At 63.6% G+C, this 13,008-nt stretch carries 12 protein-coding genes; 7 read left to right on the top strand and 5 right to left on the bottom strand.

Annotated elements, in window-relative coordinates; translation table 11 throughout:
• The 5 genes from tssE to tssA are packed head-to-tail and all read right to left on the bottom strand — an operon-like array spanning position 1 to position 4,501.
• A complete protein-coding gene (gene tssE, locus CK220_RS15475; RefSeq protein ID WP_095812357.1) occupies positions 1 to 753 on the bottom strand; it encodes a type VI secretion system baseplate subunit TssE in 753 nt (250 codons plus the stop codon).
• Positions 740 to 1,189, bottom strand: coding sequence for an Hcp family type VI secretion system effector (locus CK220_RS15470; protein ID WP_176479105.1), 450 nt, complete (start codon positions 1,187 to 1,189; stop codon positions 740 to 742). Before CK220_RS15470 ends, tssE begins: the two co-directional genes overlap by 14 nt.
• Before the next feature lie 58 nt (positions 1,190 to 1,247).
• A complete protein-coding gene (gene tssC, locus CK220_RS15465; RefSeq protein ID WP_095812355.1) occupies positions 1,248 to 2,753 on the bottom strand; it encodes a type VI secretion system contractile sheath large subunit in 1,506 nt (501 codons plus the stop codon).
• A 3-nt stretch (positions 2,754 to 2,756) separates the two neighbouring features.
• On the bottom strand, positions 2,757 to 3,293 hold the full coding sequence (gene tssB / locus CK220_RS15460; RefSeq protein WP_095812354.1) for a type VI secretion system contractile sheath small subunit: 537 nt from the start codon (positions 3,291 to 3,293) through the stop codon (positions 2,757 to 2,759).
• 5 nt (positions 3,294 to 3,298) lie between these two features.
• Positions 3,299 to 4,501 carry a type VI secretion system protein TssA gene (tssA, locus tag CK220_RS15455; protein ID WP_095812353.1) on the bottom strand — a complete coding sequence of 401 codons (1,203 nt, stop codon included), beginning with the start codon at positions 4,499 to 4,501 and terminating at the stop codon, positions 3,299 to 3,301.
• 334 nt (positions 4,502 to 4,835) lie between these two features.
• Between tssA and tssH the strand changes: the two genes are divergently transcribed.
• From tssH to CK220_RS15420, 7 genes are all read left to right on the top strand, one after another.
• Positions 4,836 to 7,673, top strand: a complete 2,838-nt coding sequence (gene tssH, locus CK220_RS15450; protein ID WP_095812352.1) for a type VI secretion system ATPase TssH — start codon at positions 4,836 to 4,838, stop codon at positions 7,671 to 7,673.
• Positions 7,674 to 7,706: 33 nt separating this feature from the next.
• Positions 7,707 to 8,087 (top strand): hypothetical protein, encoded by a 381-nt coding sequence (locus tag CK220_RS15445; protein WP_348629660.1) that lies wholly within the window; start codon positions 7,707 to 7,709, stop codon positions 8,085 to 8,087.
• A gap of 279 nt (positions 8,088 to 8,366) precedes the next feature.
• Positions 8,367 to 9,569 (top strand): ABC transporter substrate-binding protein, encoded by a 1,203-nt coding sequence (locus CK220_RS15440; RefSeq protein WP_095812351.1) that lies wholly within the window; start codon positions 8,367 to 8,369, stop codon positions 9,567 to 9,569.
• Between the two features lie 81 nt (positions 9,570 to 9,650).
• Positions 9,651 to 10,517, top strand: coding sequence for a branched-chain amino acid ABC transporter permease (locus CK220_RS15435; RefSeq protein ID WP_095812350.1), 867 nt, complete (start codon positions 9,651 to 9,653; stop codon positions 10,515 to 10,517).
• A 7-nt stretch (positions 10,518 to 10,524) separates the two neighbouring features.
• Positions 10,525 to 11,505 carry a branched-chain amino acid ABC transporter permease gene (locus tag CK220_RS15430; RefSeq protein ID WP_095812349.1) on the top strand — a complete coding sequence of 327 codons (981 nt, stop codon included), beginning with the start codon at positions 10,525 to 10,527 and terminating at the stop codon, positions 11,503 to 11,505.
• A gap of 3 nt (positions 11,506 to 11,508) precedes the next feature.
• Positions 11,509 to 12,288, top strand: a complete 780-nt coding sequence (locus CK220_RS15425; protein ID WP_095812348.1) for an ABC transporter ATP-binding protein — start codon at positions 11,509 to 11,511, stop codon at positions 12,286 to 12,288.
• On the top strand, positions 12,285 to 13,007 hold the full coding sequence (locus tag CK220_RS15420; protein ID WP_095812347.1) for an ABC transporter ATP-binding protein: 723 nt from the start codon (positions 12,285 to 12,287) through the stop codon (positions 13,005 to 13,007). Before CK220_RS15425 ends, CK220_RS15420 begins: the two co-directional genes overlap by 4 nt.
• The last annotated feature ends 1 nt before the right edge of the window (position 13,008 follow it).

Below are 13,008 nucleotides of genomic sequence, written 5' to 3'. Positions count from 1 at the left end.
TCAGGTCTCCCGGAATTCGGTTCGCGCCAAGCCGTTGTCGAGATTGATCGTGGTGCGCAGCCGCATGCGTTCCGGCGTCGGCGTCATGATCAGCACGGCGTCGATCTCGATCTTCAGGCCGACGCTTTTGTCGCCGAGGGTGACATTGACCGTCGTGGCGCTTTCCTTGAGCCGCGGCTCGAAGGTGGCGAGCACCGCGCGGATCTCGCGCGCCAGGGTATCGCGGTCGAAGTCCCGCGACGAGCGGCCGGAGAAGGACGGCACGCCGTAGTTCACGACGCTGCGGCGCACCTCCGGAAAGTCTGCGAGCGACGGCAGCTCGTCCAGGGGCTGTTCGTGCTCGGCATCGGAAAGCATCGGAACGGACTCGAAGCGCTCGGTGTTGAACAAGGCTTCGATGTCGCGCCGGACGGCTTCCCTGAGCACCCGCGCCGACACCACCACGCCGCGGCTTTCGATCTCGGCGCGATGTTCGGCTTGGAACACCAGACGGTGCAGGCGCCGCTTCTGGTCGGGGGTGAGTTCCGCATCGGCATCGATGGCGCGTGCGCTGCCGGCAAGAAGAGCCTCGACGCGCTCGGCGCCGAGTTCTTCTTCCAGCAGGCGACGCAGCCCTTCGATCTCCGACGTCAGCCCGGGCAGGTCGTTGATGAGGCGGTCCCAGAGGGAGGGCTGGACCGCCTCGCGCTTTGCTCGCGAACTGCCGGCGAGCTGCGCCCTTGCGCCGGGCCGTTTGGCCTCACTTGCCGACATAGACATCCATTTCGATCTCGTCGTCCTTGTCGTAGACGAATTTGATCTTCTTGTAGGCGAAGCTCACTTCTTCCTGGATCAGGTCGGCCTCGTCATCGGCCTGCTTCATGTCGTATTCCATGATCGAGGCGTCGCTGAGCGTCACCACCAGATAATCGCTGGTCTCGCCATCGATGGTGCGGCGCGCCGAAAACACCACCTCGTCGAGCGCCTTGTTGTCGAACAGCGCCTTCTTCAGGTAAGGCGACGACTTGTCGTAATGCTTGGTGAACTTGATCATCCCCAAGGATACGCGCCCGCGGCGCGAGAGCGAATTGGGATCGTAGGGCGCGATCATCTTGTAGTCGACGCCATGGACTTCGATCTCGTCTTCGTGGCCATCGCGCACGCTGGGACCCTTGATGTCCGGAACTTTCAGAAAACCATCGATCTTCATTGAAGGCATTGTCTTTCTCCACCGCTCTCAACCAAACAAGATGACTATGCTTGCGATTTCACCCCTTCACTGACGGCAGTTCGGACACCAGCCGGAGCGAGGCATTGATGCCTTCCAGCTGGTAGTGCGGACGCAGATAGAAACGGGCATTGTAGTAACCGGGCCGGCCTTCGACGCTGTCGACCTGGACCTCGGCCGCGGCGAGCGGGCGCTTGGCGCGCGCCTTGTCGTCGGCAAAGGCTGGATTGGCCAGCACGTACCGGTTGATCCATTCGGTCAACCAGATCTGCATGTCGGTGCGTTCCTTGAACGAGCCGATCTTGTCGCGCGCGATCGCCTTGAGGTAGTGGGCGAAGCGCGAGACCGGGAATAGGTAGGGCAGGTTGGCGCTGAGCCGCTCGTTGGCCTGCGCGTCGGGATCGACCAGACGCCCGGCTCGCGTCTCGTCATCCTGCAGCGAATGGGCGCCGATGAAGGCCGCAAGGTCGGTGTTCTTCCGGTGCAGGATCGGCATCAGGCCGAGCTTGGCAAGCTCCGCTTCGCGCCGGTCGTCGATGGCGACCTCCGTCGGGCATTTCATCGCGATCGAGCCGTCGTCGGTCGGAAAAGCGTGCACCGGCAGGTTGAGCACCGTGCCGCCGTTTTCGACGCCGCGGATCTGCGTGCCCCAGCCATAAAGCTTGTGGCTGCGGTTGATGTTGACGCCCATCGGGAAGGCGGCGTTCATCCAGACATATTTGTTGTGGTCGCCTCCCACCTCTTCCTCGAAGGTGAAACCCTTCACCGGAACGGTCTCCGAGCCGTAGGGCAGCCGCGCCAGCACCCGCGGCATGGTGAGGCCGATATAGCGGGCGTCCTCGCTCTCGCGCAGCGATTGCCACGAGGCATAGGCCGGGTTGTTCACGATCATCTGCAGGTCCTGCGGGTTCGGCAGTTCCTGCCAGCTGTCCATGCGGAACAGGCGCGGCGAGGCGGCGGCGATGAAGGGCGTGTGCGCCGAGGCGCAGACGCCGGAGATGTTGCGCAGCAGGCCGACGTCGCGCGGATGGTTCGAAAATTCGTAGGCGCCGATGATGCAGCCGATCGGCTCGCCGCCCAGCATCGAATACTCGTCCGTATAGACCTTCTTGAAGACCGGGCTCTGGTCCCACATCTGGCCTTCATAGTCTTCCAGCGTGTCGGCCAGCTGTTCCTTGGAGATGTTCATCACCCGGATCTTGAGCTTCGTATCCGTCTCGGTGTTGTTGACGAGATACCAGAGGCCGCGCCAGGTGCCTTCCATCTCACGCACTTCCGGCGCGTGCAGGATCTCGTTGACCTGCGTCGTCAGCATCTTGTCGATGCCGGCAATCAGCGACTTGATCGACTTGATCGCATTGGACGAGATCGTGGTGGTTTCGGAGCGCGACTGCGCCGCCAGCGCCAGGTTGCGCACCAGCTGCTGCAGCTTCTCGCTGTCGTCCTTCTTGACCTTGAAATCCTTTTCCAGGAGACCGCTGAATTCGCCGAGGTCAATCGCTTCCGCCTCGGCGGTGGCGGCTGCGGTTTTTTGCTGTTCAGCCATGACTTACTCCTCGCCCTTGCCCTCAGACATCGCCTGGTCGGCGATCTTGCTCAGCAGCGGTTCGTTGTTCAGAAGCTGCGCGATGCGCTTTTCGGCGTCGACGCGGCCATCCATGAAGCCGAGCAGCTCTTCGAGCTGCCGGCGCATCTTGAGGATCTCGGCCAGCTGCGGCACCTGCTCGGCGATCTTGTCCGGCGCGAAATCGCCCATCTTGGAGAAGGTGAGATCGATCGCGAGCTCTTCGTCCCGCTCCGCGCCTTCGGCTTGCGGGAGCGTGTTCTTCACCCGCGCCTTCACCCGCGGCCCCATGGCCTCCATGAACTTCGGGAAGCGGTTGGCGTCGGTTTCGACGAAGTTGCGGTCGAGCACCGACTTCACCGCTTCCTTGGTCTGTGAAGCGCCGGAAAGATCGGCCATCACGGCCATGACGAACGGCAATTCGATCGTCGTCGGGCTGCCATAGGTCTCGACGTCGTAGGCGATCTGAACGCGCGGGGCGCGGTTTCTTTCGATGACCTTCGCTTTGCTCTCTGCTGGCATGCTTGTTACCTTTCATCCTTCTGGGCCGGCTTCTTCGGATCGGGGACACCGGCAAGCAGCCGGAATTCCTTCAGCCCCGACGGGGCGAGATCTTCCATCAGTTCCACGAAATCCATGTGCACCATGCGGCGCACGCGGCGGGCGAGATGCGGGATCGGGCTCGACGGCTCGGTGCGGTCATAAAAGGCGACGACGAGGTCGAGGCATTTGACGACGTCGTCGCGCGAGGTGATCCGGTCGGGCAGCCCGGCGCCCGGTTCCGCAAAGCTTACGACACTTGCCATCGTTTCGGCTCCCCTCGCTTCGGCGCCCATCCTTTCGGCACCATGGCCGTTTGGGCCGGGCGCTGCCGGTTCCGCCGGCTGCGGGATTGGCTTTGCGGCCCCGTTCGCCCCGGCACCGGCGGCGGAATTCCGCTCCAGCGTCGTCAGCAAACGCTGCAGGAAGCGTCTCAATTCCGGAATGGCGGGGCCGTTGCCGTCGATGCGCCTGTTTAGGGCGGCGTCGACCTCGTCGAGAGCGGCGATCACCGCGCGGGCATCGGCGAGCAGCGCGGTCATCGCCTCGCCGGCCTGGTCGAGCTGCGCCACGCAGCCGCTGCGCACCCGGTTCAGGAGCTGGCTGTGGGCGCTCGCCAGCGCGGCTTTTTCGGAAACGCCCAGCCCCGAAGCCGCTTCCTGCAGCATGACACGTTCGTCGAGGGCGCCCCGTTCCAGGTCGCGTCCGCTGATCGGCCCAACCTGGCGCGGTGAAAAGAAGATCATCTCGCGCAGGTCCGCCAACAGGCCTTCCTGACCGTTCTGGAGATCGAGGAGCGCATTGATCCGGCGCAAGGCGGCGTCCCGCGGCGGCGCGTTGGCCCGCAATGCCGGATGCATAGTGTCCCAGTACTGGTCGAACGTCCTGGCGATCAGCGTCAGGCCTTGCGCAAGGCCGGCCAGCCTTTCCTCGTTGGCTAAAGCGCGCGCGACGACGACCAGCAGGCGCACATCGCGGCCACGGGAGCGAAGTTCTTCCGCCTTGTCGAGCACGGCGGCCCAGTCGACGGGGGAGGATTGCGTGACAGCCTTGTTGTTGCCGTCGTGAACGACCTTGATCTGGGGCTCGGTCAGGCGCTCCAGCTCGTGAAAGGCCGGGTCGTTACGCAAGTCCTCTCCCGACGGATTTTCACCGTTCAGAGGATTCAGCCAGAGTGCGAGATCTATCACACCTAACCCCCAGCCAGCGGCCCTGAGACCCTATGTGACGCAACGTTACCACTGGCCTCGCGTCACGACAATTGAGCAGCTGCTCAAAAACTAACGGAAGCTAAACGCGACCGTTCTCTTTCGGCAAAACCCATTGCGCGATTGCCGGGCCGGGTATGTGAAATGGCTCGCATAGCCCGGACCGCAATCCGGTGTTTCTTGCACGACATTGCAGAGCTTGTGTAACCGGGCAGTGCCGCCCGGATGGATCCAAAACGCCTTATCCGTCACACGGCTTTGTCAAGCCGCCGCTTATATGGCAGGGTACGGGCGGCAGATTGCGGGAGCAGGTTCGATGGAACAGCGCCGGTCATCGCAGAGCTTCAAGCGTAAGGAACTTGTCGCCAAGCTCAACGCCACGGGGGTGCGCGCCTTCAAGGCCGCGGCCGACACGGCCAAGCTGCGCGGCAACCCTTATGTCGAGCTCGTCCACTTCATCCAGCAACTGGTGCTGTCCGAGCGCTCGGACGTGCAGATGATCATTGCCGATGCCGGGCTGGACGTCAGCCGGCTGACAGCTGACATGACCCGGGCCATCGACAAGCTGCCTTACGGCGCGACCTCGGTCGAGGAGTTCTCCGATCACATCTTCCACGCCATCCAGGAAGGCTGGAACCTGGCGACGCTGGAGTTCGGCGTGGAGGAGGTGCGCAGCGCCCACATCCTGCTGGCCTGTCTGAAGACGCCGGTGCTCGAGGGCCTGGTGTCGAAAATCAGCGCCGAATTCGACAAGATCGATGCCGACGGCGTCATTTCCCGTTTCGCCGATGTCACCGAAGGCTCGCTCGAAGCCGGCTCACCTCCCGCCGCTCAGGCCGACGAACAGCCGATGAAGCGCGGTCCGGGTGGAGATTCGGCGCTGGCGAAATACGCGACCGACCTCACCCAGCGCGCCCGCGACGGCAAGATCGATCCGGTCGTCGGCCGCGATCCGGAAATCCGGCAGATCGTCGACATCCTGATGCGACGCCGGCAAAACAACCCGATCCTGACCGGCGAGGCCGGCGTCGGCAAGACGGCGGTGGTCGAAGGATTTGCGCTCCGCATCGCCCAGGGCGACGTGCCGCCGACGCTTGAGAATGTCAGCGTGCGCATGCTCGATGTCGGGCTGATGCAGGCGGGCGCCAGCGTCAAGGGCGAGTTCGAGAAGCGGCTGAAGGCGGTCATCGACGAGGTTCAGGCCTCCGAGGTGCCGGTCATCCTGTTCATCGACGAAGCGCATACGCTGATCGGCGCCGGCGGTGCCGCGGGAACCGGCGATGCTGCCAATCTTCTGAAGCCGGCGCTGGCGCGTGGCGAGTTGCGCACCGTAGCCGCCACGACCTGGGCCGAATACAAGCAGCATATCGAGAAGGACCCGGCGCTGACGCGCCGTTTCCAGGTGGTCAAGATCGAGGAGCCGTCGGAAGCGGTGGCGGTGCTGATGCTGCGCGGCGTCGCCGGCGTCCTGGAGCAGCACCACAAGGTGCAGATCCTGGACGAGGCGATCGAGGCGGCGGTCGCGCTCTCGCACCGCTACATTCCGGCCAGGCAACTGCCGGACAAGGCCGTCAGCCTGCTCGACACGGCCTGCGCCCGCGTCGCGATCTCGCAGCATGCGACGCCGGCCGAGGTGGAGGACATTCTGCGCCGCCGCCAGGCGCTGGAAGTCGAGGGCGGCATCATCGGCCGCGAGGCGGCGATCGGCATCGAGGTCGCCGACCGGCAGGCTCGCGTCGACGCCGGGCTGGCGGAAACCGAGACCACCTTAGCCGCCGCCCAGGCGCGCTGGGATCGCGAGAAAGCACTGGTCGCCGAGATACTTGACCTGCGCGCCAAACTGCGCGGTGAAGGCGTGCCGCTCGATGCGGCCGGGGAGGCCGGTGAGGATACCGTAGCGGCTGAGCCGGCTGCGTCCGAAACTCCCGAAGCAAAGGCGACTGAGAGCAAGGCGGCTGAAACCAAGCCCGCGAAATCCAAGGGCTCGAAAGCCAAGGCGGCGAACGGCGGGGCGGTCGAACCCGAGGCGGCCGTTGCAGAGACGATCGCCGAGGGATCGGCCGGTTCGTCTGCCGATCTCGCGCGGCTGCGCGAGCTGATGGCGGAGCTTGCCGCGGCGCAGGGCGAGACGCCGCTGATCCTGCCTTCGGTCGATCGCAATGCGGTCGCCGCCGTGGTGCAGGACTGGACCGGCATCCCGACCGGACGGATGCTGTCCAGCCAGACCGAAAAGGCGCTCAGGCTCGCCGCGACCCTGTCCGAGCGCGTGGTCGGCCAGGATCATGCGATGGAGATGGTCGCCAAACGCGTGCAGACCAGCCGCGCCGGCCTTGGCGCGCCGGAAAAGCCGGTCGGCGTGTTTCTGCTCTGCGGCCCGTCCGGCGTCGGCAAGACCGAGACCGCTTTGGCGCTTGCCGAGACGCTCTATGGCGGCGAGCAGAACCTGATCTCGATCAATATGTCCGAGTTCCAGGAAGCGCATACCGTCTCGACGCTGAAGGGCGCGCCGCCCGGCTATGTCGGCTACGGCAAGGGCGGCATCCTGACCGAGGCGGTGCGCAGAAAACCCTATTCGGTGATCCTGCTCGACGAGGTCGAGAAGGCGCACCCCGACGTTCACGAGATCTTCTTCCAGGTCTTCGACAAGGGCATGATGGACGACAGCGAGGGCCGGCGCATCGATTTCAAGAACACGCTGATCCTGCTCACCTCGAATGTCGGCTCCGACGTCATCATGGACCGCACCAAGAACGGCACCGTGCGGACCGGCATCGACGACCTGGACGCGGCCCTGCGCGCGCCGCTGCTGAAGGTTTTCCCGGCCGCCTTCCTCGGCCGGGTCGTCACCATCCCCTATTATCCGCTGTCGGATGCGATGATCGAGGCGATCGCCCGCCATCAGTTCGGCAAGATCGCGCGGCGGCTTAAAGCGACCAACGATGCCGAACTGGTCATCGGCGACGGCGTCATGGACCTGGTCAAGGCGCGCTGCACCGAGATCGAGTCCGGCGGCCGCATGATCGACGCCATCCTCACCAATACGCTGCTGCCGGAGCTCAGCCGCGGCGTGCTCAACCGCTCGCTCGAGGGCGCAAAGCTGACGAAGGTCACCGTCGGCGCGTCCAAGGAAGGCTTTACCTACTCCTTCGAGTAACCGCAGCAAAGGGAAGCAGCAAAGGGAACGTGTGTGGCGTCCAACCAGGCCGAGCTATTTTGCAGACAGATTCCGGGAACTTTTGTTCCCTTGGCGATTTTGGATATGCTGGTGATCCGAATGGCCGGAAGGGTTCCGCCGATGACGAAAAACCTTGCGATCTCCGTTCTCGTTCTGGCCACGGCCATTGGCGGGTCCGGCGCGGCATACGCCGGCGATCGGCACCTCAAGCACCCCATCGAGCAGGAGCGCTACGTTCCGGCCGAAGGCGACCTCATCGACATCCTGTTCGGCGGGCCGCGCTACTATGACGCCATGCTGGTCACCACGGCGGCGGGCGCGTGTTCGTACCACCGGACGGGGCCGGACGCGAACGCGCTGAACAAGATCAACGACCATCACTGCGGAAAATAGGGTCTGCCCCGCGGCATTCGTACGGGCCAGCCGCCGGTAAGCCGCGAGAGCCTCTGGTCATCATGCCGCAGACTGATCGATTCGCCGTTGCCATTCAGGCGGCCGGCCTCCCTCGGGGTCCGCCCAACGTTAGCGCATCAGCCGTCGCACACATTCAGCCCAAAGATTGTATACAATACTAAAGAAATGTGTTGACAATCAGTCGCAGGCGGCTTCCCATAGGCTATCCGCGCAGCCCATGAGCAAAAACAAAAGCGCGATAACCAGAAGGGAACCGATATGATCGACCGACGCTCGACTTTGAAATCGATGGTGCTTGGCGCCGTTTCGACCCTGGCCATTGCCGCCATTGCCATCCCGTCCGCGCAGGCTGAAAACAAGGAACTGAAGATCGGCTTCGTTGGTGTCACCAGCGGTCCCGCCGCCGCCTGGGGCACGTCCAATGTGCGCTCGATGCAAACGCGCGCCGCATGGCTCAACGAAAAAGGCGGCGTCAAGATCGGCGACGACACCTACAACATCAAAATCGTTACCTTCGACGACCAGAAGGATCCCAAGCGCGCCATCGCCGGCATGGAGAAGATGGCGCAGGAGGGCATCCACTATGTCGTCGGACCCAATGTCGATGACGGCGCTGCCGCGGTGCGGCCTGTCGCTGAGGCCAACGGCATCATCTATTTCCCCTACGCCTTCCCGAAGGCGCTCTACCAGAAGCCGGCCTCGAACGCCGTGCTCGGCATGATCGCCAATTATCAGTCGGGCCCGGCGATCTATAAATACCTTAAGGAAAACAAGGGCGTGAAGACGATCGCCTTTGTCGCCGCGAACGAATCTGACCCGCTCAGCCAGCGTGACAGCGGCGTCGAGGCGGCCAAGGCGCTCGGGCTCGACGTCGTCGCGCAGAACGACACCTACCAGAACGACACCCGCGACTTCACGCCGGTGCTGACCCCGATCGTCGCGCTGAAGCCCGATCTGCTGGTGCTGTCCGGCGTGGCGCCGGCCAACGCGCCGCTGCTCATCCGCGCCGCCCGCGAACTCGGCTTCGAGGGCTTGATCTCGACCGAGACGGCGCAGGACGCCAAGGTTCTGGAGGAGGGCGCCGGCGAATACGCCAACGGCTTCATCTCCGTCGGCGGTGCCTCGACGCCGGAGATCGCTTCGGATGAGATGAAGGAGTTCGTCGCCCGCTACACCAAGATGTTCGGCGAGTATAACGACGAGTCCAACACCAAGGTCTACGCGTTGGAGTACATTATCGACACGCTGAAGGCCAATCCCGCCGCCATCAACAATGTCGACGAATTCAAGAAGACCATGGACACCTTCTCGGCGCCCAATCCCTTCCTGAAGGGCGACGCCAAGCTGAGCTATGTCGGCGCCACCTCCTTCGGCCAGAAGCGCCAGCTCGCCGTGCCGATGGTGGTCAACGAATACAAGGACGGCGCTTTCCAGACCCTGTTCGTCGGCTCCGTCGACTAGGTTTGGGTTCCTAAGGTTACTTCCTCCCGAATGCCGGGGGTCCGAGCGATGCTCGGACCCCGCGGAAGATCGAAGGGATCCATGGAACAGGTCATTGCCAACGGACTATATCTCGGCGCTCAGTACGCGCTGATCGCGCTCGGGCTAACCCTGATCTTCGCCCTGATGAACGTGCTGAATTTCGCCCACGGGCAGATGTACGTTCTGGGCGGGTTCATCACCTACACCGTCTACGGCCAGCTGGGCCTGCCCTTCGTGGTGGCCCTGCTGGCCTCCGGTGTGACGCTCGCCGTCATCGGCGCGCTGATGGAGAAATTTCTCTTTCGAACCGTCATCCGGCGCAGCCACCGCGAGGAGAGCACCATGCTGCTCGCCGCCGCGACGGCCTTCTTCTTCGACGCCGTCATCCTGCTCATGTTCGGTGAGAAGCAGCGCGGCGTTCCCAAGATCGTCAAAGGCGTCTTCAACGAGGCCGGCATCATCATGCCTTATGACCGCCTGGTTGTCGGCGCTCTGGCCATCGTCTTCATCGCCGCCTTTGTCCTTTATATGCAATACAGCCGGGTCGGCCGCGCCATGCGCGCGCTCGCCCAGGACCGTGTCGCGGCCCAGCTGATGGGTGTCAGGGTCGACCGCTATTCGATGATCGGTTTTGCCATGGGGGCGATGCTCGCCGGCATTGTCGGCAGCCTGCTGGTCACCATTACCGGCGTCAATTCCGGTATTGGCGGCCCGATCTCGATCAAGGCCTTCCTGATGGTGATGATCGGCGGCGCCGGCGTCGTCGGCGGGGCGATCGCCGGCGGCTTCATTCTCGGCATGATGGAATCGGTCGGCCTCACCGCGCTGCGCGAATATGGCGACGTCACCTACCTCGCCATCTTCGCCGCCCTGATGGTGTTTCTGTCGATCCGCCCCAACGGGCTGATGGGCAAGCCGTGGGGTTGATCGCGCCATGACTCAAAATCGCAACATGAAGATCGCTTCGGTCGCAGCCTTCCTGGCGATCGTCTTCATCGCCGTGCCGGCCGCGATCTCGGCAAGCGGCCGCATCGACCTTTACTACACGCTGACCTCGGTGGCGCTGCTCAGCATCGCCAGCGCCGGCGTCTGGCTCACCTTCTACATCGGCCGCATCAATATCGGCCAGGGCGCCTACGCGCTGATGGGCGGCTATGTCTCGGCCATACTGGTGATGAACCACGGCTGGTCGTTCTGGCTGACGCTGCCTGTCGCCGGTCTCTTCTGCGCCGCCGCGAGCGTGCTGATCGGTCTGCCGATCCTGCGGCTGCGCGGCGTCTATTTCGCCATGGTGACGCTGGTTCTGACCGAGGTCGTGCGGCTCTTGGCGCTGGCGCTGCCGATCACCAACGGCGCCAAGGGCATCGTCAGCATCCCACTGCCCGGCGCGCTCTCGGTCTTCGGGCTGACCATCATTCCGGACTTCGCCACGCTGCAGAATTCGCGGCTCGCTTTCTACCTGCTGGCAGTCACGCTGATGGTGGTCTGCTTCGCGGTGATGTATCGGCTGGTCAACTCGCGCATCGGCAAGCTCTGCCAGTCGCTGCAGCAGAACGAGGAACTCGCCTCCTCGATCGGTGTCAACATCGCCTATCTGCGCGTCATCGCCTATGCGGTGTCATCCTTCTTCGGCGGTCTCGCCGGCGCCATCTTCGCCGCCATCTCGCAGTCGATCTACCCCTCGAGCTTCACGGTCACCGATTCCGTCAACTTCATGCTGAACTGCTTCCTCGGCGGCCTCGGCTACGTGTTCGGGCCGATGCTCGGCACGCTGGTGCTCTATTTCGGCTGGGACCTCTTGTTCCAGACCGGTCAGTTCCAGCTCCTGATCTATTCCGGCCTGATGATCGTTTTGATGCTGGTGCTGCCCAACGGCCTGCTCAGCCTCACGGTTCCGACCCGGAAGAAGGCTTGAGCCATGGCCGAAATGCTCGAAGTTTCCGGCATCACCAAGCGCTTCGGCGGTCTCGTCGCGGTCAACAACGTCTCCTTCTCGGTGCGCGAGAAGGAGATTCTCTCGGTTATCGGTCCGAACGGCGCCGGCAAGTCGACGCTGTTCAAGCTGATCTCGTCGTTCCTGCGGCCAACGTCCGGCGAGGTCCGCCTGAAGGGCGAGCGCATCTCCGGCATGGCGCCGCATATCGCCGCCCGCAAGGGCGTGGTGCGTACTTTCCAGGAAACGACGATCTTCAAGAACATGAGCGTGCGCGACAACGTCATCATCGCGCATCATCTGCGCTCCAAGGCGAGCCTCGTCGGCTTCTTCCTCGGCACCGGCACGGCCAAGGCCGACGAAGCGGCTTTCGGCCAGTCCGCCGACGAGATCCTGGCGCTGCTCGGCCTGGCTTCGCTTGCCGGTGAGATCGCCCGCAATCTGCCACATGGCCATTTGCGCGCGCTGGGCATCGCCATCGGCCTTGCTACGGATCCCTCCATCCTGTTGCTCGACGAGCCCTTCGCCGGCATGAATCACGAGGAGACGATGCGCATGGTGGCGATGGTGCGGCGCCTGCGCGATCTCGGCCTCACCATCCTGCTCGTCGAGCACGACATGCCGGCCGTGATGAAGATTTCGGACCGCATCGTAGTGCTCAATTTCGGGCAGAAGATCGCCGAGGGAACGCCGTCGGAAATCCAGGCCAATGATAAGGTCATCGAAGCCTATCTCGGCAGCGAAGACGAGGCGATCGGGCTATGAACCAGATCCTGAACTTCGCGAAGGTCGAACTCTATTACGATCACGTGTATGCGCTGAAGGGCGTCTCGCTCGAGGTCAATGAGGGCGAGACCGTCGCGCTGATCGGTGCCAACGGCGCCGGCAAGTCGTCGATCCTGCGCGCCATCACCGGGCTCAACCGGATCAGGTCCGGCGAGATCCACTATGACGGCAAGCGCATCGACGGCTCCGCCCCAGACGAGATCGTCAAGATGGGGATCGCCATGGTGCCGGAAGGGCGCCGCGTCTTTCCTTACATGACGGTCAGGGACAACCTTTTGATGGGCGCCTTCACGCGCTCCAGCAAGGCCGAGATCGCGGCGACGTTGGAGATGGTGCTGGGGCGCTTTCCGCGGCTGAAGGAGCGTTTCTCGCAAGCCGCCGGCACGATGAGCGGCGGCGAACAGCAGATGCTGGTCATCGGTCGCGCGCTGATGGCCAAGCCGAGGCTTTTGCTGCTCGACGAGCCGTCGCTCGGAGTCGCGCCGAAACTTGTCCAGGACATCGCGCGCTCGATTGTCGCCATCAATCGCGACGAGCAGGTCAGTGTTCTTTTGGTCGAGCAGAATTCCCGCATGGCGCTTCGCATTTCGCAGCGCGCCTATGCGCTGACCACCGGCAGCGTCGCCCTGAGCGGCAACTCCGCCGAATTGCTGAGCGACGACCGGGTCAAGCGTCTTTATCTCGGCGGCGAGATCTGAG

The sequence above is a fragment of the Mesorhizobium sp. WSM3860 genome (genome assembly GCF_002294995.1).
GTDB lineage: Bacteria > Pseudomonadota > Alphaproteobacteria > Rhizobiales > Rhizobiaceae > Mesorhizobium.
The sequence above is the reverse complement of the archived record's forward strand: the minus strand, read 5'-3'. Positions and strand labels throughout refer to the sequence as shown.